The organism is Vibrio sp. Vb1026, from assembly GCF_033338745.1.
Taxonomy (GTDB): domain Bacteria; phylum Pseudomonadota; class Gammaproteobacteria; order Enterobacterales; family Vibrionaceae; genus Vibrio; species Vibrio alginolyticus.
On sequence record NZ_JAWOTH010000002.1, the window covers coordinates 51,823 to 76,933 of the forward strand.

Here is a 25,111-nt window from a genome sequence, read left to right on the forward strand (position 1 = left end):
AATTGAGAATTCTGATTATTTATTATTAAGACAACTGAAGGTTATTCAGTCAGCCTCATATTCCCATGTATTTTGCGCTGAATAATAAATCACCATCTTTAGATGCCGAAATAGTTTTCGGTCACAATACAACCAATGAGAGTGTTTTTTACACACCAAGAATAATGATCTCGTTAGTGAGACAAAAGATCGTCTTAGTTGTGAGTTGATACATTTACATGACAAGCAATATAGAACTAACCATTCACATTAGAAATAGAATCAATTTTTATACCGTTCGATGAGATAGCAGTCGACCATGCATCCAATACATTTTTCAGATAGAAGCAATAAAAGAAAGAAGAAAGTGGAAGGAAGCGGACAATCAAACTCGCTCCCCTTTTTTTATGTTGCAGAGGGGGTTACATTCGCATTCCGCCATCGACTTCGAACACTCGTCCGGTCACGAATTCGTTGGTTAACACGTATTTTATGGTCGATGCAATTTCATCCGCCAAACCTAAACGTCCAACCGGAATCATTCCGATTAAACGTTCCATCGCTTCAGGTTTTATTTGGTCTGTCATGGCAGTTTTGATGACACCCGGAGCAATGGCCACTGAGCGAATTCCGAAACGCCCTAACTCTTTCGCCCACACCGTTGCCATGGTGGCTACCGCCGCTTTAGATGCTGAATAGTTGGTTTGACCAATATTCCCGGCACGCGCAACGCTGGATATGTTGATCAGAACCCCTTTGCTATCGGTGTTCAGCATTACCTTGCTCGCTTCACGGCCACACAGGAAAGTGCCTGTTACATTCACATCTAGAACAGACTGAAATTGTTCCAGCGACATCGTGTTAACCTGACCATCTTTGACTTTAATGAACATACCATCACGCATAATACCTGCGTTATTGATAACGCCATTGAGCTGCTTGAAATCTGCCTCAATTTGCTCAAAAGCAGTGCACACCTGCTGTTCGTCAGTCACGTTCGTCACATAAAAACGAGCGGTAACGCCGAGAGATTCACATTCCGCTTTCGTTTCAGCCAGTTGATCTGAATTGAGGTCGATAAGCGCAAGATGAACGCCATTTTCCGCCAGTGACAGTGCCATTTGTTTACCCAGCCCCTGCCCTGCCCCCGTGATCGCAATGACCTTATTTGCTAACTCCATAAGCGCTCCTTAGGCCTGATTTTGCTTTTGGTAGAACTCAAACAAGCTTGAGAAATCTTTTTGGCCGTTGCCCTGACCGTTGTGAAAATTAAACAGATTACGAGCCAAGCTGCCCATTGGCGTTGATGTTTGACAGGCAACCGCCGCTTCCATCGCAAGACCCAGATCTTTAGCCATTAACTGGCTCATAAAGCCGCCTTGATAACCATTGCTTGCAGGCGTACTTTCCATCACACCTGGACAAGGGTTATAAAGCTCTAGCGCCCAGTTACGCCCTGAACTTTGCAACATGATGTCGGAAAGCACTTTGGGATCGAGTCCGTTTTCCATCCCTAAATTGAGTGCTTCACAGGTGCCGCTCATCAAAATGCCCAACATCATGTTATTGCAGATCTTCGCCACCTGACCAGCTCCAGCATCGCCTGCATGGAAGATGTTTTTACCCATGTGGCTAAGCACCGCTTTGGCTTGAACAAAGTTCTCTTGTGAGCCGCCAACAATGAAAGTTAACGTACCTGCTGCTGCGCCCGCAACGCCACCAGATACTGGTGCATCAACAAAACTGATACCAAGTTGCGATGCTTTTTCGCCAACCAAACGAGCAATCGCCGGATCGATGGTGGAAGAATCAATCAGCAAGGTACCTGATTCGACGCTATCTAAGATGCCATCTTGACCAAGATAAACGCTTTGAACGTGTTGGCTCGCTGGCAGCATAGTGACAACCACGTCAACACCTTGTACTGCCTGCTGAACGGAATCGGCACTTGAAGCGCCCAATGCGGTCAACTCCTCAACTGCGTTTGGGTTCAAATCAAATACTTCGACGTTCAAGCCCGCTTTGAGTAGATTCTTAGCCATAGGCGCACCCATGTTACCAAGGCCAATAAATGCAATTTTGTCCATATCGTATTTCTTCCTTGTACTAAAGTGCCGCTATAGCTACCGACGATGCGGTCAGTGGGTATTCTGCTGAGTCAATTGGCGAGAAGAAGCGCTCCAAAACTTGTGGCGTTACGTCAGAAACCGTGCGATGTTGCCAAGTCGGTTGATTGGTTTTATCAATAATCAGCGCACGAACCCCTTCTCTAAAATCACCTTCTAAGCCACAACGTAGTGTTAGGTTAAATTCCATATCAAAACACGCTTTCAAAGAGAGGTTTTGATACTGCGTTAACTGCTGATAAGTGATACTGAGCGACAGCGGACTGCCATAGTTCAGTGACTTCTGCGCATTGACGAACCACTTGTTATCAACGTTAGCACGGCTGATTGCATCAACAATTGACGCTAAGTCACCCGAACATAACTGCTCAATCAATTCCGCATAGGGCATCAACATCCCTTCGGTTGGCTCATCAACTTGTACCGAACGCAGCATAGTGGCGATTTTTTCATTAATGTTTGCTTCATCTTGCCAACTTACCGATGCCAGCAGATCCAGCAGCACTTGCTTGTTTTCTGGCTGTGTAATCCATTGGCTTAACCCCAACGCTTTCATATCTGTTGCGTTAATTTGACAAGCCGTCAAACTTAAGAACAGTGCCAAATGTTTTGGCAACTGGTTTAGGAAGTACGTCGCGCCTACATCTGGGTAAAGTCCAATTTTAATCTCTGGCATTGCAAAGCGGGTGGTGGTTTCTGCTACGCGATGACTTGCGCCCATAAACAGGCCAACTCCCCCGCCCATCAAATAACCATGTCCCCACGCGATGATCGGTTTTGGATAAGTATGAATAAGATGATCACAGCGATATTCGAGGTCAAAGAAGGTTTCCATCGCTGAAAACGCAGAATCAAAATCTTGCTCTTTGTTTTCAAGTGCACGGTAGATCGCTTGAATATCGCCACCAGCACAAAACGCTTTTTCACCTTGAGCATGCAAGAATACCGCGACGACGCTGTCGTCCGTTTGCCATTCACTAAGCTGTTTGTACAACTTCTCAATCATCACGTAACTCAACGCGTTGAGAGCAGCTGGATTATCAAGCTCCAGCACACCAATAACAGAGCCATCAGCGCACTTAAGTTTTGAAACATTTACTGTACCTGTCATTTGGCCTCCGCTAGCTGTTTGTCCATTGTGGCTTGCGCTTTTGCAAAAACGCATTCACCCCCTCAGTCTGATCTTGTGTATTGAACAGCTGTAAAAACAGTTCACGCTCCAAAACCAATCCAGCCGCATGAGTTTGGCTGCGTCGACCTTGAATGAGCGTTTTGCACGCAGACACAGATTTCGGTGATTGACCTGCAACACGCTGTGCTAGCTCCATAGCCGCTTCGAGTGCTTGACCTTTCGCCACCACCTCTTCGACTAACCCAATTTTTTCCGCTCGCTCGGCCGTCACACGCTCGCCACACAGGATCATACGCTTCGCCCAACCTTCACCTACCAACGCGGTCAGGTTTTGCGTCCCACCCGCACACGGCAACAAACCTACTGATGCTTCAGGAAGTGCCATTTGTACTTGTTCTTCTGCGATACGAATGTCACACGCCATCGCCACTTCCAGACCGCCGCCCATCGCATAGCCATTAATCGCTGCGATAGAAACCCCATCGAATGCAGAAAGCGCTTCAAACGCTTCACCAAATGCGAACGCCATGTCTGCTGCTTGTGATTTATCACCCGATGCAAAGTTATTAAGATCTGCTCCAGCAGAAAAGAATTTCTCGCCTTCGCCTGTTAAAACCAACGCATAAATAGAGCGATCATTGCTAAGTTCAATCGCCAACTCTTTTAGCTGATTCAAAGACTCAAGCGTCCAAGTGTTCGCTGGCGGATTACTAATCGTGAGCTTGGCAATATGCGCTTCGCGCTCTAATTTGATTTGTGCCGTCATAATCTTTCAGTCCTTTTTAATTTCTTTAGGTAAGGCTGTGTCTCGCTGATTAAAGCAGCTCAACGCCTTCCGTTAGTAATCGTCTTGCGACGATCAGACGCATGATTTCGTTGGTACCTTCAAGGATTTGGTGAACACGAACGTCTCGGAAATGGCGCTCGACTGGATATTCTTTGATGTAGCCATAGCCACCGTGAATTTGCAGCGCCTGATCGCAGACTTTAAAGCCCACATCAGTAGCAAAGCGTTTTGCCATGGCACAGTACGCACTTTTTTCTGCGTGCTGGGCATCGAGTTTAGCGGCAGCGAGTCGCACCATTTGACGCGCAGCGACCAGCTCAGTCGCCATATCAGCAAGCTTGAACTGCAACGCTTGAAATTGCGCCAGTGAACGGCCGAACTGTTTGCGTTCGTTCATGTATTGCTTGGCTTCGTTCAGTGCTTGTTGCGCAGTACCGACGGAACAAGTAGCGATATTGATTCGACCACCATCAAGGCCAAGCATGGCGAACTTAAAGCCTTCTCCCTCTTCACCCAACAGATAGTCAGCCGGAATACGAACATTTTCGAAGGTAATCATGCGAGTTGGCTGGCAGTTCCAACCCATTTTGGCTTCTTTTTTACCGTAGCTAATGCCTTCGCAATCAGCAGGAACAACGAATGCAGAAACGCCACCCGCTCCTTCGCCGCACGAACGCGCCATCACGACAAGAACGTCCGTATCACCCGCACCAGAGATAAATACTTTTGCGCCATTGAGGACAAACTCATCGCCGTCACGCACTGCACTGGTCGTCAGTGAAGCGGCGTCAGAGCCTGCATTAGGTTCGGTTAAACAGTAGGAAGCGAGCTTTTCACCCGAAATTAGATCCGCGCTAAACTGCTGCGCCACTTCGGCTTTGGCAAAGCTGGTGATCATCCACGTCGCCATGTTGTGAATGGTCATAAACGCAGTAGTCGCGGTACAACCCATAGCCAACTGCTCGAAAATGATCGCCGCATCCAAACGAGACAATCCCAAACCACCATGCTCTGGCGGCGTATAGATGCTCAGAAAGCCAAGTTCACCTGCTTGACGCAGTACATCTTTAGGGAAATGATGGTTTTCATCCCACTCGGCCGCGTGCGGCGCTAACATTTGGTCTGCAAACTGCTTTGCTACTTCGGCAAACGCGAGTTGATCTTCGTTTAATTCAAAATCCATCTTGAAGTCCTAAGGTCTAATTCGTTGCATTTGTATCCGAGCCAAGCCCACTTAAACGGTGGCGCTTGGCTAGAGGTGTCGCTAATCCAGTAATTAGCTAAGTTGAATGGTCATGTTTGGACCGCTTGGAATGTCATCTTCAAACCAACGCGCGGTGACAGTTTTCGTCTCGGTGTAGAAGCGAACCGCTTGTTTACCGTAAGCATGCAGGTCGCCGTAGAAGCTGCCTTTCCACCCAGTAAATGAGAAAAATGGCAATGGCACCGGAATCGGCACGTTGATGCCTACGTTACCTACTTCGATATTGTGTTGATACTTTCTCGCGGCAGCGCCGTTCGCCGTAAAAATAGACGTACCATTACCAAAGCGGTTTGCATTGATCAGTTTAATCGCTTCATCTAGGTCATCCACTTCCATAGTTAACAGCACAGGCCCGAAAATTTCTTCCTGATAAATCGACATGTCTGTGGTCACGTTGGTAAACAGTGTTGGCCCCACCCAGTTACCGTTCGGGAAGCCAGGCACTTGGCAGTCTGTTCCATCCAGAACACAATTCGCGCCTGACGCTTTGCCTTCATTAATCAGATTCACCACTCGCTGCTTCGCTTGAGGGCTAATCAGCGGACCATAACCGGCGGTTTCATCATCCCACGCGCCAGGCTGAACCTGAGCTAACGCCTCTTTAAGCTCTGGAATCCATTCTTTGGTTTCGCCGACAAATACGGCAACCGAAATCGCCATACAGCGTTGGCCTGCAGCACCAACTGACGCGCCAACTAGGTTATTGATGACTTGCTGTTTGTTTGCATCCGGCATGATGACCATATGGTTCTTAGCACCTGCAAATGACTGCACGCGTTTCAGGTTGTCTGTACCTGTTTTGTAGATGTACTCACCAACGGGCACAGAGCCAACAAAAGAGATCGCACGAACAACTGGATCAGTCAGAATGCGGTCGACTTGCTCTTTGGTCCCGTGAACAACTTGCAATACGCCTTTTGGTGCGCCAGCTTGTTCAAACAGCTCCGCCAGTTTCATTGCCGTTAGTGGCACTTGCTCTGACGGCTTCAAAATAAAGGTGTTGCCACAAGCGATCGCCATCGGGAACATCCACAATGGGATCATCGCAGGGAAGTTAAACGGTGTGATGCCAGCACAAACACCGAGCGGTTGAATGTAAGAGTAACCATCAATATTGGTTGCGACATTCTCAACCGTTTCGCCCATCATTGAGCTACAAATGTTCGCCGCTTGTTCTACGACTTCAATCCCACGCCAAATGTCACCCTTTGCATCCGCGAGGGTTTTGCCTGTCTCACTTGAAAGCAGTATCGCCAACTCATCGTGTTGCTCTTTTAGCAAATGTTGGTAACGCAGCATCAATCTAGCACGCTCCGGCGCTGCAACTTCTTTCCAGCGTTTGAACGTTTCTGTTGCGCTGGCAATCGCCGCATTCATTTCCGATTCCGTGGCACAAGGTACTTGTGCAATCACTTCGTTGGTTGCCGGGTTGGTTACATCTAGCCATTGTTTTGAATCGGAGATGGCAAATTCACCACCGATATACTGCTTTACTTGTTCTGTCATGATGACATCCTTGTATTTTTCAGCTTGTTACTGACTACTGTTATGTAAGTGAAACTTTGTTGAGAGTGATTTAGCAGATTTCAATCGCGATAGCGGTAGCTTCGCCGCCGCCAATACAAAGCGATGCAACGCCACGCTTACCACCAGTTTGTTTTAGCGCATGAATCAAAGTGACAAGGATTCGATTGCCACTTGCGCCTATTGGATGCCCCAGCGCACAAGCCCCTCCGCGAGGGTTCACTTTGCTCTCGTCCAGTTCGAGTGCTTTTACCGCGTATTGAGTCACGACAGCAAAAGCTTCATTGATTTCCCAAAGGTCCACGTCCGATTTGTCCCAGCCCGTTTTTTCCAGCAGCGATTCAATCGCGAAGACTGGTGCGATGGTGAACTCATCAGGCTGTCTTGCATGCGTGCTGTACGCGACAATTTTGGCTAGAGGCTGAAGGTTTTCCTGACGACCAAACTCACTATCGACTAAGATCATTGCCGACGCACCATCCGAAATGGAACTAGAGTTTGCTGCGGTTACGCCGCCATCTTTGGCAAACGCAGGGCGTAAGGTAGGAATTTTAGTGACGTCGAGTTTGCTCGGTTGCTCATCATCTACAACCAAGGTTTCGCCGCGCCGACTTTTTACGTTAACAGGCACGATCTCTTCTTTGAACAAACCTTGCTCGATTGCTTGCTGCGCACGAGTCACCGACTGCTGCGCCCAGGCATCCATACTTTCACGGCTGAACTGATACTTTTGCGCCGTCTGTTCTGCAAAGACACCCATCAGCTCGCCTTGGTAGGCATCCTGCAACCCGTCATAAAACATGTGATCAAGCACTTGCTCGTGACCTAAACGGAAACCATCACGCGCTTTCTTTAATAGATAAGGAGAAGACGACATGTTTTCCATGCCACCAGCGATGACAGCATGCGCATTACCAGATTGAATAAGGTCATATGCCAGCATCACGGTTTTCATACCCGATCCACAAACTTTGTTCAGTGTCGTACAACCAATCGATTGTGGCATTTCAGCTTTAAGGCTTGCTTGTCTTGCCGGCGCTTGCCCCACACCGGCGGGTAAAACGCACCCCATCAACACTTCGTCTATTTTGTGCACATCGAGTTGGCTTTCGGCTAGCGCCCCTTGAATGGCTTTCGCACCGAGTTCCGTGACATCTGTTGAAGCTAATGCACCTTGAAAAGAGCCGATAGGCGTTCGCTTAGCGGCAACAATCCATGTTTCATTTTTCATTCCATTAACCTTTTGTTGACGTTTACGTCATAACTATACTAACATTTACGTTAACGTCAAGTTTGAGGTTATTGTTTGTTCGAGTGATTCTTTGATTTCGAGTAAATGCGAGTGATATCAAGGCTCAAGAGTGGATGTTGTTTGTTTACTTTAACGTTAACGAATTGTATATTCATGTAAATGTTATACGAAAGTCGTAAGGTTAAGGAATGAACACATTTAAGATCAGCGAGCTCGCGAAAGAGTTCGACATTACTACTCGAAGCATTCGCTTCTACGAAGATTTAGGTCTCCTAACTCCAGAACGTAAAGGCAACACTCGAATCTACAATGGTCGCGATCGAATTCGACTAAAGCTGATTTTGCGAGGTAAGCGATTGAGCTTTTCTCTTGCAGATATCAAAGAGTTATTTGAACTCTACGATACCGATCAAAGTACTGAGCAGTTGAACTATATGATTCGGTTGATCGAAGAGAAGAAGGCAGCATTGCAACAGCAAGCAAACGACATTCAAGCGGTAATGATGGAGTTAAATGCTGCGCAGTTGCGATGCCAAAACACACTGAGATCCATGAAAGGCGAAAAAGTCACCTAACACCTCAACTCTGGGATGTAGGTGACGTAAAGGCAAGGACACGCAATGAAATCTACCTACTCTTCCCTGAACTTTGTTTATGACGAAAATACCGATTTGCTTCGCGAGCAAATCAATAGTTTTGCTGCAAGAGAAATTGCGCCGCTAGCGCAATCTATCGACCAAACTAACGACTTTCCAAACCATCTTTGGTCCAAATTAGGTGACATGGGTCTTTTAGGTGTGACCACCAGCGAAGAGTTTGGTGGTGCAGGCATGGGCTATCTCGCCCACGTTATCGCTATGGAAGAAATCAGCCGAGCATCCGCTTCGGTTGCGTTAAGTTACGGCGCTCACTCCAACCTTTGCGTCAACCAAATCCACCGTAACGGCACACAAGCGCAAAAAGAGAAACACCTACCTAAGCTCATCTCCGGTGAACATATCGGCGCCCTTGCTATGAGTGAACCCGGCGCCGGCTCTGATGTGGTCTCTATGCAGCTTAAAGCGGAACGTAAAGGCGATATTTTCCTGCTAAACGGCAACAAAATGTGGATCACCAACGGCCCTGATGCACACACCTATGTTGTCTACGCAAAAACCGACCCAAGCCAGCACTCCAAAGGCATCACGGCGTTTATTGTGGAACGCGGATTCCCTGGATTTACTCAAGCACAAAAACTCGACAAGTTGGGTATGCGCGGCTCGAATACGTGTGAGCTGGTCTTCCAAAACTGCGAAGTCCCTGCGGAAAATATTCTCGGCGAAGAAAACCAAGGCGTGAAAGTATTGATGAGCGGCCTCGACTACGAACGTGTGGTGCTTGCAGGCGGCCCACTTGGCATCATGCAGGCGTGTATGGATATCGTTGTGCCTTACATTCACGACCGTAAACAGTTCGGTAAATCCATCGGTGAATTCCAGCTAGTTCAAGCAAAAATCGCGGATATGTACACACAAATGAATGCCGCTAAAGCGTATGTTTACGCCGTCGCTGCCGCTTGTGATCGCGGTGAAACCACACGTAAAGATTCTGCTGGCGCGATCCTCTACAGCGCAGAGCTGGCAACCAAGATGGCACTGGATGCTATTCAACTACTTGGCGGTAACGGCTACATCAACGAGTTTGATACGGGCCGTTTGTTGCGAGATGCCAAGCTGTATGAAATCGGTGCGGGCACGTCAGAAATTCGCCGCATGCTTATTGGTCGCGAATTGTTTAACGAAAGCGCCTAATCAACATACCTAGGCGTTCTGAATCTAAATAAACTCCTTATTCAACCTAAATCTTATTCAACATAGATAAAGGCGGGTGGTGTCACCCGTCTACCGAATGGAGATCGGCTATTTATGGCTTGTTTGACGACCAATATTAATACCCATTCAGAGCAGTATCAGGAAAACTACCGCTCTATGGCGTCGCTCGTGGATCAACTCTATACCGTGACTGCCCAAATAGAAGATGGTGGCGGTGAGAAAGCCCGCGAGCATCAGCAGAAGAAAGGCAAACTTCCGGTACGCGAGCGCATTCTTGCCCTACTCGACCCTGGTTCATCCTTTCTAGAAATCGGTCAGTTTGCTGGCTGGGATGTGTATCCAGATTACGTTCCATGTGCTGGAGTGGTTGCCGGTGTGGGTGTGATTGACGGCACTGAGTGCATGATCGTCGCGAACGACGTGACGGTAAAAGGCGGCAGTTACTACCCACTCACCGTGAAAAAGCACTTAAGAGCACAAGAAATTGCAGAAAAATGCCAACTGCCGTGTGTTTACTTAGTCGACTCTGGCGGTGCTAACCTCCCCCGCCAAGATGAAGTCTTCCCAGATAAAGACCATTTTGGCCGTATTTTCTACAACCAAGCCCGTATGTCGGCCAAAGGCATTCCACAAATTGCGGTGGTCATGGGGCTATGCACCGCTGGCGGCGCTTATGTTCCTGCCATGTGCGACGTATCCATCATAGTCAAAGAACAAGGCACGATTTTTTTGGCAGGTCCACCTCTTGTAAAAGCAGCGACAGGTGAAGAAGTCAGCGCGGAAGATCTTGGTGGCGCAGACGTTCATTGTCGCACCTCTGGTGTGGCGGACTATTACGCAGAAAATGATCACCACGCGTTAGAGTTGGCAAGACAAGCCGTTTCTCAAATTAACCACTTGAAACCCGTTCAACTCAAGCAAAAAGCACCACAGGAACCACGTTTTCCTGCCCAAGAGCTGTACGGCATCGTCGGAACCGATCTCAAAAAGCCGTTTGATGTTAAAGAGGTCATTGCCCGAATTGTTGATGATTCCCAGTTCGATGAATTTAAAGCCCTGTTCGGCGAAACCTTGGTCTGTGGCTTTGCCCATATTCACGGTATGCCGATTGGCATTGTCGCTAACAACGGCATTCTATTTTCAGAATCAGCACAAAAAGGCGCGCATTTTATTGAGCTGTGCGCACAACGCAAAATTCCTCTGCTTTTCTTGCAGAATATAACGGGCTTTATGGTCGGTCAGAAGTACGAAGCCGAAGGCATCGCCAAACATGGTGCGAAAATGGTAACTGCTGTTGCGTGTGCAGACGTGCCGAAGTTTACCGTGGTTATTGGTGGATCGTATGGCGCAGGAAACTACGGCATGTGTGGCCGCGCTTATGATCCAACCATGATGTGGATGTGGCCAAACGCGCGCATCTCCGTCATGGGTGGAGAGCAAGCGGCTGGCGTGATGGCGCAAGTGACCCGCGATATCAAAACTCGCAAAGGTGAAAGCTGGAGCGCGGAGGAAGAAGAAGCGTTCAAACGTCCAATTGCGGAGCAATATCAGACTCAAAGTCACGCTTATTACGCCAGTGCTCGTTTGTGGGACGACGGCATTATTGACCCTGCGAAAACCCGTGATGTTGTCGGCATTGCTCTGTCTGCTGCGCTTAATGCGCCAATACCAGACAGCAAATTTGGCATCTTCCGTATGTAGCCGGATGCAAGGCAAACCTTAACTCCTCGCGAATACCGATGTTTATACAAGTAACGGTTAGCGAGCATTGGAATAGAGACTGAAATGTCAGACAAAGGAAGTCACATGACCGGACTACTGCTTGAAAAAGACAGCAATGGCGTTGCTTGGTTGAGCCTCAATCGACCAGAGAAACACAACGCGTTTAATGATGAATTAATTGCTTCACTTATCGAAACCTTGGAAAAACTTGAGAGAGACGACTCTCTACGTGCATTGGTACTAACGGCGCAAGGGAAACACTTTTCTGCGGGTGCGGATCTTGGCTGGATGCAGTCAATGGCCACCAAAACCGAGAGTGAAAACCTGCAAGATGCACAGCAACTAGCAAAACTTTTGCATACGCTGGATACCTTTAGCAAACCGACTATTGCTATGGTGCATGGCGCTGCATTTGGCGGCGCACTTGGGCTTATCTGCTGCTGCGATATCGCTATTGGTACACCTGAAAGCCGCTTCTGTTTGAGTGAAGTGAAGCTCGGTTTGTTACCCGCCACCATCGGACCTTACGTAATCCGAGCGATTGGACAACGACAAAGCCGACGCTACTTTTTAACCGCGGAACTGATTGATGCCGAAACCGCGCTATCGATGAGTATTCTTCATCAGATAGACGCTCAACCACGTGAAGCCGTCAATCGCACCATTGATCACCTGCTCAACAACGGTCCACAAGCCATGCAGGCTGCAAAAGCACTTTGTTTACGCTGTGATAACCAACCTATCGATCATTCATTAATTGAATACACCAGCCAAGCTATTGCAACCGCTCGCGTGTCCAGTGAAGGACAAGAAGGACTAGCTGCATTTTTTGAAAAGCGCGCCGCCAATTGGAGGAATCATGTTTAAAAGAATACTGATCGCAAACCGCGGTGAAATTGCCTGCCGAATCATTAAAACCGCAAAAAGCATGGCTATCGAGACGGTAGCCGTCTATTCCGAAGCGGATCGCAGCAGCTTACATGTTAAACAAGCGGATTTCGCTGAATTCATTGGCCCCGCTCCTGCGAGTGAATCGTATCTCGATATCGATGCGATTATCGGCGCTGCGAAAAAATGGCAAGCCGATGCTATCCACCCTGGGTATGGCTTTCTTTCCGAGAACCCGAAACTGGCGAAAGCGTGCAGCGAAAATGGCATTGTTTTTATTGGCCCTTCCACCAGCGCAATTGAAGCAATGGGTTCGAAGTCGCAAGCCAAAGCCATCATGTCAGAGGCGAACGTACCATTGGTTCCGGGCTATCACGGCACAGACAACAGCGTAGAGCATTTATTAGCAGAAGCTGAAAAAATCGGTTACCCAGTGATGCTTAAAGCAACCCAAGGGGGTGGCGGTAAAGGCATGCGAGTAGTCAATAGCGCAGCCGAAATGCCGCTGGCCATCGACGGTGCGCAGCGTGAAGCACTTTCAAGCTTTGGCGACAAGCAGCTTCTAATCGAAAAATGCATATTGCAGCCTCGCCACGTTGAAGTTCAGGTATTTGCTGACCAACATGGCAACTGTGTCTATCTTTCTGATCGCGATTGCTCCATTCAACGCCGTCACCAAAAAGTTGTGGAAGAAGCACCAGCTCCCGGTCTTAGTGATGAACTGCGTAAACAAATGGGTGAAGCTGCGGTTCAGGCCGCTCAAGCGATCGACTATGTTGGCGCGGGCACGGTGGAGTTCTTACTCGATAGCCGAGGTCAATTCTACTTCATGGAGATGAATACCCGTCTGCAAGTTGAACACCCTGTCACTGAATTGATCACCAGCGTTGATTTGGTGGAGTGGCAATTCAAAGTTGCAGCTGGCGAGCATTTACCTATTTCGCAATCTGAAATCACCCACAACGGCCATTCAATTGAGCTGCGAATTTACGCAGAAGATACAGACAATGACTTTATGCCGTCGACTGGCCGCATTGACTACTTAAAAGAACCCGTATCAGACAGTAATGTGCGCCTAGCGTGCGTACGCGTTGATAGTGGTGTTACCCAAGGCGATAGCATCAGCGAATATTACGATCCAATGATCAGCAAACTGATCGTCTGGGGGCAAACTCGTGATATCGCGCTCAAGCAGCTTAAGCAGGCGTTAAGTCAATATCACGTACGTGGCGTAACGACAAACATTGGTTATCTGCACAGCATTATTTCTCAGCCAGCCTTTGCCGAGGTTGAGCTTGATACAGGTTTCCTCGTCACACATCAACAAGGCATAAATGAGCAGCAAGACGTGCCGGATTCTATTTGGCTAACGTTGGCGGCTGTTGCTCACTGGAATGATCTCATTTCAAAATCAGTCAACTCAACGTTACCCGCGCCAACCAAACGAGGTTTTAGACTGTCAGTTGACAACGTATATCGATTTAACTTCACGGATGCCAATGCCAACCATCAGATACGTTTGCAACAATCATCGCAAGATACAGGTTCTCACGTCACTGTCCGATGCGGCGAGGAATTGCATCAAGTCATCCTGCTTGAAAGTGGCAACCAGTTTATCGTCGATATTGATAATGTGCGTTACACCTTTAATGCACTTAGCGATGAGCAACAGACAACACTGTTTTATCTTGGCCAGCAACGCACGTTTGCTCATCAACCTAACTTTGACTCTGCAAAAGATATTGACGATGAACTAAGTCCAACCGCACCACTCAACGGCATAATTTCAGCAGTTATGGTGGCTAAAGGTGACGAAGTGGCGGCGGGCGATCCGCTTTTGGTACTCGAAGCAATGAAAATGGAATACACCATCACGGCTCCGGTAGCAGCAAAAGTCGACGAATTGTTTTATCAGCACGGGGACCAAGTACAGCACGGTTCCATACTGCTGAATTTGTCTTTGATATCGGATAACGTCAGTGAAGATGAGGAGCGCGAATATGCTACCAGCGAAGGTTAATATCGTCGAAGTCGGCGCTCGTGATGGTCTGCAAAATGAAACGGCAGTGACGCTGGTTGATAAAATCCGTTTGATTAACCAACTAAGCAGCAGTGGCTTAAAGCATATTGAGGCGGGATCTTTCGTCTCTCCAAGGTGGGTGCCTCAAATGGCCGATTCCGATCAGGTGTTTGCTGGTATCTCAAAAAAGCCTGACGTGGTTTATAGCGCGCTCACACCAAATCTCGCAGGGTTAGAACGTGCGCTGGAAAACGGTGTAAAGCGAATTGCGGTGTTTGGCTCCGCTTCAGAAACGTTCAGCCAGAAGAACATCAACTGCAGCATTACCGAAAGTCTCGCTCGATTTGAACCCGTTATCGAATTGGCGAACCAGCACAACATTCCTGTACGCGGGTACTTGTCTTGTACCATGGTGTGTCCATATGAGGGAGTAATCAAGCCAGAGCAAACTACCAAGGTCGCCAATACGTTGTTTGATATGGGATGTTATGAGATTTCGCTCGGTGATACTGTCGGTAAAGCAACGCCTAATCGCGTTATCGCCATGCTGGATTCGTTGTTAACGCTACTGCCAAAAGACGCGCTCGCAGTACATTTTCATGACACTTATGGACAAGCATTAGCCAATATCTACCAAGCCTTGTTAATGGGCATCAACACCATTGATAGCGCAGTAGCGGGGCTCGGCGGCTGCCCTTACGCGAAAGGAGCCAGTGGCAATGTTGCAACGGAAGATGTACTTTATCTGTGTGAGCAACTTGGGATTGAAACAGGCGTTGACCTTGGCGTCATCAATGAAGCGGGTTGGCAAATTTGCCGTGCGTTAGGAAAGTCTCCTGCTTCTAGGGTCGCATTAGCTCTGGGCGATCCGTATAGCTTGTAAATCATCAACAACCAATCAGGTAATGTATTTCAACGGGCATGCAGACGTACGTGCCCGTTTTTTGTTGTTACTCATAAAAACCTTAACGCTCAACGGTCTTCATCACATTAATTAGTGTCTGATTTCAGCTACAATTTAGTTTCAAAGCGAACATATAAAACAGGATCAGGTAAATGCTCATAACATTTCGTTGTCGAAGCCACTCAAACGTCACAATGTTTGGTGATATTGCATTAGATATGCTCAAAATGATGGGGCACAGCGGCACTGTGCCGGGATCAATTTCCGCTCAAGATGTTCCTGACGCGCTATCAAAATTAACTTCTGCTCTATCTGCGAAAAATGCAGCTGAAGAAAACCTCCCTACTGATGTAGACGAAGAGGAAGAACAAGCAGAGCCCGCGGTAAGCCTAGGACGCAGAGCGTTTCCACTGATTGAGTTGCTAAAATCAGCAATCAAAGAAGAATGCGAAGTCATGTGGGACAACCAATAACGCCTTCAAACTGGTTTCTAGCGAGGTGAATCCGTGTTGTGACCGCCTCGCTATGGTTACTCGACACCAAGATAAGAACACCAATACCGCTTATCGCCCTATCCGTTTCTCTCCCTAGACAACTTGATTTGCCCATCAATGTGCACATCTCGTTGTGGAAACGCGATTTCAATGCCGTGCTTTTCGAAAGCTTCGTAGATTTCAAAACGCATGGCACTTGCGACCGAGCGAATACCGCCCTCAACCGTTGAGTTAATCCAAAAATAAGATTCGAAGATCAAAGCATTGTCACCAAAGTCTTGAAAAAACACATCTGGCGCTGGCGAACTCAGAACTTGCGCTTGCTGCGAAGTCACTTCCGCCATTAAGGCAGCAACCTGTTTGACATCGCTCCCATACGCGACACCGACGACGACAGAGCCACGAACTAATCTGTCGCATAACGTCCAGTTGATCACCACGTTCTCAATCAACTGACTGTTGGGTATGAGCATATGAACACCATCGGTTCGCCTGATTCTCGTTGAGCGTGTATTTATTTGCTCGACAGTGCCTTTGGCGCCCTCAACCTCTAAAAAGTCCCCAATTCGGATTGGCTTTTCACCAATCAAAATCCAGCCACTTATGAAGTTGTTAATGATGTTTTGCGCACCAAAACCGAAGCCGATAGCGATGGCACCAGACAGAAAGGCGAACGCGGTGATTGGCACATTGATCATCGAAAGTGTGGTCATAAAAATAATGGCTAGAGCGATGACAAATAATATCCGTTTAACCAAATGAATAACGTTTGGATCTTTCCCCGATGAGGACATTCTTGACGTAACGGTTTTGATTAAAATTTTGGACAACCATAAAGCGACAATCACCCATGTCGGCACCATCAATATCGCCCACAACGTGATAGGTTGTTCGTTAAAGGTAAACAGTGTTGTTTCTAAAAATGAAATGACCCGTTCGAACATAAAGTGCTCACTCTTGATTCATCGTTGCCAGCAAGCCAGAGCGCATAAGTCATAAATTTTTGGATCAATCGATAGCGCAGCGGCTCAATTAAGTTCTTCTTATTAACTATATTGTAATCTACGTAAAACGCTTCGAGTGGTTTCCCACTTTGGCTTCAACCGATTAAGCCATTTAGGGAATACGTCTTTGTGAACTAAACGAGCCAATCAACCAACTGGATACGCAAGGCAAATCAGTGATAACTTTCTGATTTTTAAGCATCAAATTTTCACTTCGAATCACTCTCACCTATTATGCACCTTATTGCAAATAACATTGATGGAATGATTGTTATGTCAGAACTGACTCGGATGCGCTCTGGAGAAACCTATAATTGTCTGGATGAAGAACTAAAGCTAATGCGCGCCAAAACTGCGCAGCTTGTCTTCCAATTTAACCACGAGCCAAACCCAGATATCCGTAGACAACTATTGGCGGAAATGGGCGTCCAATTAAAAAATAGCGCCTGTATAGAGCCACCGCTACAACTTACCTACGGTTGTCACTTGTCCATCGGAGAAAACACCTACATCAACTGGGATGCCATTATTCTGGACAATGGGCAGGTTGAGGTTGGCGCGAACGTCATGATTGGGCCTAGAGTGCAAATTTACACAGCCGCTCATTCACTCGATACACAAAGACGCTTAGCCGGAGATGAGATCGCCAAACCGGTAACAATTGGCAATAACGTTTGGATTGGTGGGGGCGCAATCATACTGCCGGGCGTGACCATTGGCGATGAGGCCGTCGTCGGCGCTGGCTCTGTCGTAACCAAAGACGTTGCGCCGGGCGATCGAGTTGTTGGAAATCCGGCGCGCTCCATTAAACCAAAAAACTGAAGAAAGTCGCTATTTCGCCAAATGCTCGCGAATAATATTAGCGAGCAGATTGAGAGCATGAACATATTTGTCATTGAGCTCAAAAGAAGCGTTAAGACGAATACAGTGATCGTATTGTTCTGTCAGGCTGAACATCTTTCCCGGTGCGATGCTGATATTACCTTTTAGCGCTTCTCGATATATCTGCAAGGCATCAATATGCTTGGGAAGCTCTAACCAAATAAAGTACCCACCGCTTTGGCTTAACACTTTGACTGCTTCAGGTAACAGCTCACTAAGCAGAACCGTCATCTTACTTTTACGTTCAAACAGCTTTTTCCGTAACTGCTTCAAATGAGATTCATAATTGCGGCTTGTTAAATAGTGTACCAATGTCATTTGCACTGGTGCACTCGTCGCTAATGTACTCATTAACTGTAACTTTTGTACCTCTAGCGCCCGCTTTCCCGCCGCAACCCAACCAATACGTAGCCCTGCGATTAATGATTTTGAAAACGAGGAGCACAACATGGTATTGCCCGTGTCATCAAACATTCTTAGTGGATAAACCGAGTCATTCCCTGCATGCAGTTCGCTGTACACGTCATCTTCAATCACTGGCACGTTATATCGCTGTGTCAGTTCAATCAGCTTTTGTTTTTTCTCGTTGGAAAGCGTAAAACCCAGAGGATTCTGGAAGTTCGACATCAGCCAGCACGCTTTCACATCGTGTGTTTGCAGCGCTCGTTCCAATGAGTCTAGGTCAATGCCCGTGACTGGGTCTGTTCTTACTGAGAGCGCTTTCAAACCTAACCGCTCTAAGGATTGCAATGCACCATAAAATGCAGGCGACTCCACAACCACCCAATCTCCCGGTCTTGTGCTGGCTTGCAAACTGAGCGTTAACGCCTCCAGCGCGCCTGCCGTAATGACAATTTCATCGGGTGAAATTTCAATGCCTTTCGCAGCATAACGCTTCGCGATGATGGTGCGTAATTGTTCGTTTCCCGGCGGTAAGTTATCAAAGGTGGTGGAAATCGGCATATTGCGAGCGGCTGCGCTCATCGCCCGATTCACGTGATAGCGTGGATACAAACTTGGGTCTGGATAGGCAAAGCCAAAGTTGATCATGGATGGATTTTTACTCGCCTGCAGAACATCAAAGATAAACTCATTGATGTCTACCTGCTCTGTCCACGAAACCGCGGCTGGCGCTTGGGGTTCATTTGAGCTCTTAATATTGGGCGCGACTCGATAACCAGATCGCGGCTGTGACGTGACCCAGCCTTGAGATTCCAGAATTTGATACGCGTGCAACACCGTCATCAAGCTCAAACCCGAGTGTTCAGATTGGCGACGCAGCGAAGGCAGCTTGTCACCCGGATGCCATATCCCCGATTTTATCTGCCTTTTAAGCTGTTCCACTAACTCTTGATACTTCGCCAAACGCAAATCCCCTTCCATAAAGCCGAATTCAAAATAATAACACTTCAATATTTAATCTGTTATAGGTTTATAGTCACTGTCTGTACCTACTTCCCTCATTCCGCTCCTTTTAAAATAGCTCTCTCATAAAACTTAAAAGATCAAAGGAAGTTTAATGTTTGGCCTCGACGCATTTATGCTTGCACGGATACAGTTCGCCTTTACGGTATCCTTTCATATTATTTTCCCCGCTATCACCATAGGTTTGGCCACCTATCTCGCCGTGCTGGAAGGCTTATGGCTAAAAACACGTAATCCCGATTACCAAAAGCTCTATCACTTCTGGTCGAAAATTTTTGCGGTTAACTTTGGAATGGGTGTTGTATCTGGTCTTGTCATGGCCTATCAATTCGGCACCAACTGGAGTGGTTTCTCCGACTTCGCTGGTTCTATCACAGGCCCATTACTGACTTATGAAGTGTTAACGGCTTTCTTTCTCGAAGCCGGATTTCTTGGCGTAATGCTGTTTGGGTGGCGTCGCGTCGGTGAAAAGCTGCACTTTTTTGCAACCTCGATGGTGGCGTTAGGAACGATCATTTCGACGTTCTGGATTCTCGCCTCCAACAGTTGGATGCAAACGCCACAAGGCTATGAAATTGTCGACGGACGTGTGGTGCCAACTGACTGGTTTGCTATCGTTTTCAATCCTTCATTTCCTTATCGTTTGGCGCACATGAGCGTCGCAGCTTTTGTCAGTTCAGCACTCTTTGTAGGCGCGTCAGCCGCTTGGCATTTATTGAGAGGCAATCAATCGACTGCGGTAAAAACCATGTTTTCGATGTCGCTCGGGATCTTAGTGTTCCTTGCGCCACTCCAAGCCGTGATTGGCGATGTGCACGGGCTAAACACTCTGGAACACCAGCCCGCCAAAATCGCTGCCATCGAAGGACATTGGGATAACAGCGATGGCAAACCAACCCCATTGATATTGTTCGGCATGCCAAACATGGAACAAGAACGCACAGACTATGCCTTAGAAATTCCTGTTTTAGGAAGTTTGATCCTACGCCACAGTTTAACTGAGCCAATCCCGGCGCTGAAAGACTTCCCGAAAGAGGAACGACCGAACTCACCTATCGTCTTTTGGTCATTTCGAATCATGGTCGGGCTAGGACTTCTGATGATTTTTCAGAGCTTCTACAGCATATGGTTACGAAAAAAGAACACGCTTTATACCTCGCGTTGGTTCCTCAAGTTTTCATTATTTATGGGGCCATCTGGTCTTATCGCAATACTCGCTGGCTGGTTTACGACAGAGGTTGGTCGGCAACCTTGGGTCGTGTATGGCGTACAAAAAACGCGTGATGCGGTTTCTGCACACGGAGACCTACAAATGAGCATCAGCCTGCTGTGTTTCCTTGTTGTGTACAGCTTGGTGTTTGGTTTTGGGTATTACTACATGATCCACCAAATCAAGAAAGGCCCCGATGCAATCGAACACGATGAGCACGACATGACGACCGTTTCAGGCCGCATCTAGAATTTGTCACAAAGTTAAGGTAAAGAATATGCATTTTGATTTATCCGTGATTTGGTTCGCGATCATCGTTTTTGCCACTTTGATGTACATCATCATGGATGGCTTCGATTTGGGTATTGGAATACTGATGCCCTTCATCAAGGATGAAAAACAAAAAGACGTCATGGTCAACAGTGTCGCGCCAGTTTGGGACGGTAACGAAACTTGGATTGTGCTTGGAGGCGCATCTCTATTTGGCGCTTTTCCGATGGCTTACGCGGTGATTATTGAAGCGCTAACCATCCCTTTAACGTTGATGTTGATTGCTTTGATCTTTCGTGGAGTCGCATTTGAGTTTCGCTTTAAAGCATTGGAAAACCACTTAAAGTTCTGGGATCGCTCTTTTATGGTCGGCTCGATTTTAACCACGTTTTTCCAAGGCATCGTTGTTGGCGCGGTAATTCAAGGCTTTGCGGTGGAAAACCGCGTCTTCGTAGGTAGCCAACTCGACTGGCTCAGCCCTTTTCCCATCTTCTGTGGTTTGGGTTTAGTCGCAACGTACGCGCTGCTTGGTAGCACATGGCTCATCATGAAGACGGAAGGTGAACTGCAAAACACGATGCACCGCTTCACTAACAAAACACTACTGGCGATGATCTCCGCATTAGTCATTGTGAGCGCTTGGACTCCACTTGCTTACCCTGCCATTGCGGAAAGATGGTTTTCTCTGCCTAATTTGTTCTACTTACTGCCCGTACCTGTCATTACTGGGCTGGTATGTTTGAAGATTGCCGACTCCGTTAAAAAGCGTAAAGAGCGCAGCCCTTTCGTGATGGCGTTAGTGATCGTGATTCTCGGGTTCGCTGGGCTTGGCATCAGTATCTGGCCAAATATCATTCCTCCTAGCATATCAATATGGGAAGCAGCGGCTCCTGCAAGCAGTCAGCGCTTTATGCTCGTTGGAGCAGTGATCATCATCCCGATCATTCTGGCTTACACCTTTTGGAGTTACAACGTCTTCTCCGGAAAAGTAAAAGAAGGCGAAGCGTACCATTAACGAGTTGATAAGGAGTGAGTATGAAAATCAAAAATTGGTGCCGCCAATGGGCTTGGATGATTGGAATATGGGTCGTTAGCGTCGCTGCATTAGGGTTAGTGTCTATGTTATTTCGCGTCATGATGACCGCTGCAGGGTTAAAATCTTAGCGCGGCATTTTTAAGTCAATAAAAAATGGATGCCTCTAGATCTTGTGTAAGAGCTAGAGGCGTTGAACCTAATACTCAATCTTAATGAAAAAGCCAAGCGTTAAGAATCTACTCAAAACATTCTTTCATAAGTCTACATTGCCTGAAGTCGTTCATGCATGCTTACGAGATCAAAAGGTTCAAGCTTTTTCGCAATGCTCAGTAATGCTTCCTTTTTATCTTGCGGTAAACTTTGAAACTTCGACTCTAAACGTAAATCCACTTTGCTAAAAAGTAGCTTTCTAATTTGACTAGCTTTTGCCTTTGATAATTGCAATCCATCATTATCGGAGGTTTCAATTATCATGATAATTCTTGCTAAATCACTGAATTCATCATCAGAGCATAAATAAAGTGATTGTTTGTATAAATAGCCAACCGAAATTTCAAAATCAATATTAAGCGCTTGAATCTGACTGACAATGTTTTCACTCATATCACTTTGAGAAGCAGAGTTGATACAATCATCAAATCGCCTTTCAAATGTAACAAATCGATTATTGAGCTCGTCCAACATAGTTGTATCTTTTGCGAATGATTCTATAGGTAAAACCAATAAGAACATTGGCAGTAGGTATTTTTTCAGCGACCGGCTATTCACAATCAAGTCCTTCTTCTAAAAAACTTTCATGCGGTGTTGGTGCAAGTGTTGCTTTCAAACTCAAGTCCATTAAACTCGCCAAATGGCTTTCATTAAACTCTGATAGCTTTTGCAGCTTTAGACTGGCTTCATTAAACTCTTGGTAGAACTTATCAGGTTGAGGTATCACGACTGTTTTTATGTTTGCTCGTGTTGCCGCAAGCATACCCGAATAAGAGTCTTCAAAGGCAATACAGTTACTTGAATCTACACCTAGTTTATTGATTGTTGAAAGGTAGACATCTGGCTCTGGCTTACCCTGCTCTACATCGTCTGACGATGATATCGCGTCAAAGTAACTGGCAATACCGAGTTTGTTCAAAATGATGGGAATGAGTTGATAAGGTGAATTAGTAGACAACCCTATCTTAAACCCTTTTTCCTTAAGCAATTTGAGTGTTTCTGTAACACCCTCTAATTCGCATCCTTTTTCAATTATTAATGCCTCCACTTTATCCACAACAGCATTCTCTACTTCCTCTAGGCTCTTTTCTTGCCAAGGATTACGTTCATACCAAAACCTTGTTACTTCACCTGTCGTCATAGTTGCAGTCTGCTTTGACAGCACTTCGGTCACTTGGACACCAACTGATGAAAACACCTGCTTTTCCGCTTCCTTCCACAAAGGTTCTGAATCAATCAGCAACCCGTCCATATCAAAGACCGCAGCGTATATCATTGGTACATCCTCAGTAAGTTCTATTCGTTGAGTAAGATTTGTCTATTCAACCAAAGCATAGCTTTGCATATAACGAGTGAGAGTATCACATTTGCCTGTGGCTATCAGAGCCAATTCGATGACTCATCTTTAAGCCTCAACATGACCGATGTGCATGGCTACTTTTAACGCTTGTTTATTGAGATTAGACGCCTCCCAAGCAACGACAACACGACTGGTTAGGGGGATATCATCAATCTCGGCGACTGTCGCGGAATCATCGAGATGTTCAGCCAGTGAGCGCGGAACGAGAGCGATACCTAACCCAGCCTGCGCCATGGCAATCGTCGTACGAAGTTGCGGTGCTGCGAACTGTGGTTCGAGCCTTACTCCTGCGTCGGCAAAAAGTGTACTCATGCCATCAAACAGTGCGGGTCCAGTCTCTCGTGGAAACAGTAAAATTTTATGGCCTCTCAACTGTTTCATCTGGATACAGGGATATTTTGCCAGTTCGTGCCCCGCCGGAATCACCGCGACAAACGGGTCGTTAAACAACACCTTGTGCTCAAAAGGCTCACTGGCGTAACAGGGTAGCCGCATGATTGCGAGATCAAGTTGTTTGCTTTTTAACTGAGTGGCAAGCTCTGGCATTGATAGTTCCGCCGTCTGTAAATGAACCCCATTCTCTTGAATACGCCCAATCCTCTCCAATACCTTAATGCAGGTTGATGTTGACGTCGCGAACCCAATTTTAACCTGCGTATTTTCACCACGAGCAATCTGACGAGCTTTTGCTTTAGCGCGTTCCACATCAGCAAGAATATTTACCGCATCCGTATAAAAGACTTGCCCTGCATGGGTCAGTTCTACTCCTCTAGACAAGCGCTTAAATAAGTCCACGCCAAGCTCGTGCTCTAGCTTTTTGATTTGTTGACTCAAAGGAGGTTGCGCAATCCCTAACTGTTCAGCTGCTCGGGTAAAGTGACGAGTCTCGGCGACCGCGACAAAATACTTCAGGTAGCGAAATTCCATATATTTTCCATATCAAAATAAATCTTTTTTATATTGGATTTAGCACCGTGTAGAAGTCAATCTAAATATACTCTTCATTGCATAACTGGTCTTACTCATGCGTGGATTTTATAACCCTCTATGTGCTTGTTCGCTTGAAGTAGCGAAAGAATTTTCTGAATACCATCACGTTACCGGAGATGGTGAGATTTATCAGACTTCGTTAATGAGTGCTTTGATCGCTGGTGTTTACGAAGGCTCAACAACCATAGAAGAACTGCTGAAACATGGGGATTTTGGTTTAGGTACGTTCAATGAATTGGATGGTGAGTTGATTGCGTTTGATAAGGAAGTTTTTCAACTCAAGTCGGATGGCTCCGCAAACCCGGCAGACCTGGCGCAAAAAACGCCCTTTGCTGTCATGACTTTTTTTAAGCCTGATATCGAGCTGCCACTGACATCGCGCATGTCACGTCATGAAGTCCATAGCCTCATAGACGACCTGGTTCCAAGCGATAACCTATTTTGCGCAGTGCGCATTGATGGCGTTTTCGATTCAGTTCGTACTCGCACCGTACCTAAACAAACACGCCCTTATCGGCCAATGCTTGAAGTGGTCAAAGAACAACCAACGTTCCGCTTCACACATAAGCAAGGAGTGGTCGCCGGCTTTCGCAGTCCTAAATATACGACTGGCATCAATGTGCCCGGCTATCACGAACACTTTATTACCGATGACCGCCAAGGAGGTGGTCATATTCAGGATTACAGCATTTCGTCAGGGTTCCTCCAGATTGGCAAAGTCTCGCGGCTAGTGATTGATACCCCGGTATCGACAGACTTCCTCAACGCCGATTTGGCTCCGGAAGATATAAATACCGCCATAGAAAAGGCGGAAAAGTAAC

Annotated in this window: 24 protein-coding genes; 12 read left to right on the forward strand and 12 right to left on the reverse strand. The window is 46.9% G+C overall.

Translation table 11 applies throughout. The features are described 5' to 3' along the window. Nucleotides 1-401: 401 nt before the first annotated feature. The 7 genes from R7E47_RS04240 to R7E47_RS04270 form a co-directional block, all read right to left on the reverse strand. A complete protein-coding gene (locus R7E47_RS04240; RefSeq protein WP_262636831.1) occupies nucleotides 402-1,160 on the reverse strand; it encodes an SDR family oxidoreductase in 759 nt (252 codons plus the stop codon). A 9-nt stretch (nucleotides 1,161-1,169) separates the two neighbouring features. Continuing rightward, nucleotides 1,170-2,066, reverse strand: a complete 897-nt coding sequence (mmsB, locus tag R7E47_RS04245; protein ID WP_318083839.1) for a 3-hydroxyisobutyrate dehydrogenase — start codon at nucleotides 2,064-2,066, stop codon at nucleotides 1,170-1,172. A 19-nt stretch (nucleotides 2,067-2,085) separates the two neighbouring features. Beyond that, nucleotides 2,086-3,216 carry an enoyl-CoA hydratase/isomerase family protein gene (locus R7E47_RS04250; protein ID WP_064376640.1) on the reverse strand — a complete coding sequence of 377 codons (1,131 nt, stop codon included), beginning with the start codon at nucleotides 3,214-3,216 and terminating at the stop codon, nucleotides 2,086-2,088. A 10-nt stretch (nucleotides 3,217-3,226) separates the two neighbouring features. Further along, entirely contained in the window at nucleotides 3,227-4,003 is a 777-nt protein-coding gene (locus R7E47_RS04255; protein WP_005382662.1) for an enoyl-CoA hydratase, read from the reverse strand. A 49-nt stretch (nucleotides 4,004-4,052) separates the two neighbouring features. Beyond that, nucleotides 4,053-5,207: an acyl-CoA dehydrogenase family protein gene (locus R7E47_RS04260; RefSeq protein WP_005373226.1), complete on the reverse strand. Its 1,155-nt coding sequence runs from the start codon at nucleotides 5,205-5,207 to the stop codon at nucleotides 4,053-4,055. 93 nt (nucleotides 5,208-5,300) lie between these two features. Further along, the gene (locus R7E47_RS04265) at nucleotides 5,301-6,794 is read right to left on the reverse strand and encodes a CoA-acylating methylmalonate-semialdehyde dehydrogenase (protein WP_047101355.1); all 1,494 of its coding nucleotides are present in this window, start codon (nucleotides 6,792-6,794) and stop codon (nucleotides 5,301-5,303) included. Nucleotides 6,795-6,864: 70 nt separating this feature from the next. Further along, nucleotides 6,865-8,043 carry a thiolase family protein gene (locus tag R7E47_RS04270; protein ID WP_046264876.1) on the reverse strand — a complete coding sequence of 393 codons (1,179 nt, stop codon included), beginning with the start codon at nucleotides 8,041-8,043 and terminating at the stop codon, nucleotides 6,865-6,867. A 209-nt stretch (nucleotides 8,044-8,252) separates the two neighbouring features. On the opposite strand from R7E47_RS04270, the gene R7E47_RS04275 reads away from it, so the two are divergent. The 7 genes from R7E47_RS04275 (at nucleotide 8,253) to R7E47_RS04305 (ending at nucleotide 15,882) form a co-directional block, all read left to right on the forward strand. Then, complete coding sequence (locus R7E47_RS04275; RefSeq protein ID WP_318083842.1) at nucleotides 8,253-8,639, forward strand: MerR family DNA-binding transcriptional regulator; 387 nt, start codon at nucleotides 8,253-8,255, stop codon at nucleotides 8,637-8,639. A 45-nt stretch (nucleotides 8,640-8,684) separates the two neighbouring features. Then, the gene (locus R7E47_RS04280) at nucleotides 8,685-9,854 is read left to right on the forward strand and encodes an isovaleryl-CoA dehydrogenase (RefSeq protein ID WP_020480277.1); all 1,170 of its coding nucleotides are present in this window, start codon (nucleotides 8,685-8,687) and stop codon (nucleotides 9,852-9,854) included. Between the two features lie 114 nt (nucleotides 9,855-9,968). Then, complete coding sequence (locus R7E47_RS04285; RefSeq protein WP_053349203.1) at nucleotides 9,969-11,576, forward strand: carboxyl transferase domain-containing protein; 1,608 nt, start codon at nucleotides 9,969-9,971, stop codon at nucleotides 11,574-11,576. Between the two features lie 105 nt (nucleotides 11,577-11,681). Then, the gene (locus R7E47_RS04290) at nucleotides 11,682-12,464 is read left to right on the forward strand and encodes an enoyl-CoA hydratase-related protein (protein WP_017633676.1); all 783 of its coding nucleotides are present in this window, start codon (nucleotides 11,682-11,684) and stop codon (nucleotides 12,462-12,464) included. Then, the gene (locus R7E47_RS04295; protein WP_318083846.1) at nucleotides 12,457-14,505 is read left to right on the forward strand and encodes an acetyl/propionyl/methylcrotonyl-CoA carboxylase subunit alpha; all 2,049 of its coding nucleotides are present in this window, start codon (nucleotides 12,457-12,459) and stop codon (nucleotides 14,503-14,505) included. The genes R7E47_RS04290 and R7E47_RS04295 overlap by 8 nt, the downstream gene beginning before the upstream one ends. Next, nucleotides 14,486-15,388: a hydroxymethylglutaryl-CoA lyase gene (locus tag R7E47_RS04300; protein ID WP_172563751.1), complete on the forward strand. Its 903-nt coding sequence runs from the start codon at nucleotides 14,486-14,488 to the stop codon at nucleotides 15,386-15,388. Before R7E47_RS04295 ends, R7E47_RS04300 begins: the two co-directional genes overlap by 20 nt. Before the next feature lie 173 nt (nucleotides 15,389-15,561). Then, nucleotides 15,562-15,882, forward strand: coding sequence for a DUF1840 domain-containing protein (locus tag R7E47_RS04305; RefSeq protein ID WP_053349206.1), 321 nt, complete (start codon nucleotides 15,562-15,564; stop codon nucleotides 15,880-15,882). Nucleotides 15,883-15,980: 98 nt separating this feature from the next. Here R7E47_RS04305 and R7E47_RS04310 read toward each other — a convergent pair whose 3' ends face one another. After that, complete coding sequence (locus R7E47_RS04310) at nucleotides 15,981-16,847, reverse strand: mechanosensitive ion channel family protein (protein ID WP_005373258.1); 867 nt, start codon at nucleotides 16,845-16,847, stop codon at nucleotides 15,981-15,983. A 333-nt stretch (nucleotides 16,848-17,180) separates the two neighbouring features. Here R7E47_RS04310 and R7E47_RS04315 point away from each other — a divergent pair, with 333 nt between their 5' ends. Further along, the gene (locus tag R7E47_RS04315; protein WP_025767897.1) at nucleotides 17,181-17,729 is read left to right on the forward strand and encodes a sugar O-acetyltransferase; all 549 of its coding nucleotides are present in this window, start codon (nucleotides 17,181-17,183) and stop codon (nucleotides 17,727-17,729) included. Between the two features lie 9 nt (nucleotides 17,730-17,738). Here the strand turns inward: R7E47_RS04315 and R7E47_RS04320 are convergent, their stop codons facing one another. After that, on the reverse strand, nucleotides 17,739-19,172 hold the full coding sequence (locus R7E47_RS04320; protein ID WP_318083986.1) for a PLP-dependent aminotransferase family protein: 1,434 nt from the start codon (nucleotides 19,170-19,172) through the stop codon (nucleotides 17,739-17,741). Nucleotides 19,173-19,308: 136 nt separating this feature from the next. On the opposite strand from R7E47_RS04320, the gene R7E47_RS04325 reads away from it, so the two are divergent. From R7E47_RS04325 to R7E47_RS04335, 3 genes are read left to right on the forward strand one after another with little or no spacing between them, the layout of a single operon-like run. Continuing rightward, entirely contained in the window at nucleotides 19,309-20,673 is a 1,365-nt protein-coding gene (locus tag R7E47_RS04325) for a cytochrome ubiquinol oxidase subunit I (RefSeq protein ID WP_005373264.1), read from the forward strand. A 28-nt stretch (nucleotides 20,674-20,701) separates the two neighbouring features. Beyond that, nucleotides 20,702-21,709 carry a cytochrome d ubiquinol oxidase subunit II gene (gene cydB, locus R7E47_RS04330; RefSeq protein ID WP_318083847.1) on the forward strand — a complete coding sequence of 336 codons (1,008 nt, stop codon included), beginning with the start codon at nucleotides 20,702-20,704 and terminating at the stop codon, nucleotides 21,707-21,709. 20 nt (nucleotides 21,710-21,729) lie between these two features. Next, nucleotides 21,730-21,858, forward strand: coding sequence for a DUF2474 domain-containing protein (locus tag R7E47_RS04335; RefSeq protein ID WP_074190543.1), 129 nt, complete (start codon nucleotides 21,730-21,732; stop codon nucleotides 21,856-21,858). 133 nt (nucleotides 21,859-21,991) lie between these two features. On the opposite strand, the gene R7E47_RS04340 is transcribed toward R7E47_RS04335, so the two are convergent. The 3 genes from R7E47_RS04340 to R7E47_RS04350 form a co-directional block, all read right to left on the reverse strand. Continuing rightward, entirely contained in the window at nucleotides 21,992-22,498 is a 507-nt protein-coding gene (locus R7E47_RS04340) for a hypothetical protein (protein WP_054574663.1), read from the reverse strand. After that, entirely contained in the window at nucleotides 22,491-23,216 is a 726-nt protein-coding gene (gene hxpB / locus R7E47_RS04345) for a hexitol phosphatase HxpB (protein ID WP_149192087.1), read from the reverse strand. Before hxpB ends, R7E47_RS04340 begins: the two co-directional genes overlap by 8 nt. Nucleotides 23,217-23,345: 129 nt before the next feature. Continuing rightward, complete coding sequence (locus tag R7E47_RS04350) at nucleotides 23,346-24,227, reverse strand: LysR family transcriptional regulator (protein ID WP_047101317.1); 882 nt, start codon at nucleotides 24,225-24,227, stop codon at nucleotides 23,346-23,348. Between the two features lie 97 nt (nucleotides 24,228-24,324). Here R7E47_RS04350 and budA point away from each other — a divergent pair, with 97 nt between their 5' ends. Further along, the gene (gene budA, locus R7E47_RS04355) at nucleotides 24,325-25,110 is read left to right on the forward strand and encodes an acetolactate decarboxylase (protein WP_318083850.1); all 786 of its coding nucleotides are present in this window, start codon (nucleotides 24,325-24,327) and stop codon (nucleotides 25,108-25,110) included. Nucleotide 25,111 lies beyond the last annotated feature (1 nt).

Coding starts and splice junctions, on each gene's coding strand:
- R7E47_RS04240 (WP_262636831.1), bottom strand. CDS start 1,160: ATGGAGTTAGCAAATAAGGTCATTGCGATCACGGGGGCAGGGCAGGGG.
- mmsB (WP_318083839.1), bottom strand. CDS start 2,066: ATGGACAAAATTGCATTTATTGGCCTTGGTAACATGGGTGCGCCTATG.
- R7E47_RS04250 (WP_064376640.1), bottom strand. CDS start 3,216: ATGACAGGTACAGTAAATGTTTCAAAACTTAAGTGCGCTGATGGCTCT.
- R7E47_RS04255 (WP_005382662.1), bottom strand. CDS start 4,003: ATGACGGCACAAATCAAATTAGAGCGCGAAGCGCATATTGCCAAGCTC.
- R7E47_RS04260 (WP_005373226.1), bottom strand. CDS start 5,207: ATGGATTTTGAATTAAACGAAGATCAACTCGCGTTTGCCGAAGTAGCA.
- R7E47_RS04265 (WP_047101355.1), bottom strand. CDS start 6,794: ATGACAGAACAAGTAAAGCAGTATATCGGTGGTGAATTTGCCATCTCC.
- R7E47_RS04270 (WP_046264876.1), bottom strand. CDS start 8,043: ATGAAAAATGAAACATGGATTGTTGCCGCTAAGCGAACGCCTATCGGC.
- R7E47_RS04275 (WP_318083842.1), top strand. CDS start 8,253: ATGAACACATTTAAGATCAGCGAGCTCGCGAAAGAGTTCGACATTACT.
- R7E47_RS04280 (WP_020480277.1), top strand. CDS start 8,685: ATGAAATCTACCTACTCTTCCCTGAACTTTGTTTATGACGAAAATACC.
- R7E47_RS04285 (WP_053349203.1), top strand. CDS start 9,969: ATGGCTTGTTTGACGACCAATATTAATACCCATTCAGAGCAGTATCAG.
- R7E47_RS04290 (WP_017633676.1), top strand. CDS start 11,682: ATGACCGGACTACTGCTTGAAAAAGACAGCAATGGCGTTGCTTGGTTG.
- R7E47_RS04295 (WP_318083846.1), top strand. CDS start 12,457: ATGTTTAAAAGAATACTGATCGCAAACCGCGGTGAAATTGCCTGCCGA.
- R7E47_RS04300 (WP_172563751.1), top strand. CDS start 14,486: ATGCTACCAGCGAAGGTTAATATCGTCGAAGTCGGCGCTCGTGATGGT.
- R7E47_RS04305 (WP_053349206.1), top strand. CDS start 15,562: ATGCTCATAACATTTCGTTGTCGAAGCCACTCAAACGTCACAATGTTT.
- R7E47_RS04310 (WP_005373258.1), bottom strand. CDS start 16,847: ATGTTCGAACGGGTCATTTCATTTTTAGAAACAACACTGTTTACCTTT.
- R7E47_RS04315 (WP_025767897.1), top strand. CDS start 17,181: ATGTCAGAACTGACTCGGATGCGCTCTGGAGAAACCTATAATTGTCTG.
- R7E47_RS04320 (WP_318083986.1), bottom strand. CDS start 19,172: ATGGAAGGGGATTTGCGTTTGGCGAAGTATCAAGAGTTAGTGGAACAG.
- R7E47_RS04325 (WP_005373264.1), top strand. CDS start 19,309: ATGTTTGGCCTCGACGCATTTATGCTTGCACGGATACAGTTCGCCTTT.
- cydB (WP_318083847.1), top strand. CDS start 20,702: ATGCATTTTGATTTATCCGTGATTTGGTTCGCGATCATCGTTTTTGCC.
- R7E47_RS04335 (WP_074190543.1), top strand. CDS start 21,730: ATGAAAATCAAAAATTGGTGCCGCCAATGGGCTTGGATGATTGGAATA.
- hxpB (WP_149192087.1), bottom strand. CDS start 23,216: ATGATATACGCTGCGGTCTTTGATATGGACGGGTTGCTGATTGATTCA.
- R7E47_RS04350 (WP_047101317.1), bottom strand. CDS start 24,227: ATGGAATTTCGCTACCTGAAGTATTTTGTCGCGGTCGCCGAGACTCGT.
- budA (WP_318083850.1), top strand. CDS start 24,325: ATGCGTGGATTTTATAACCCTCTATGTGCTTGTTCGCTTGAAGTAGCG.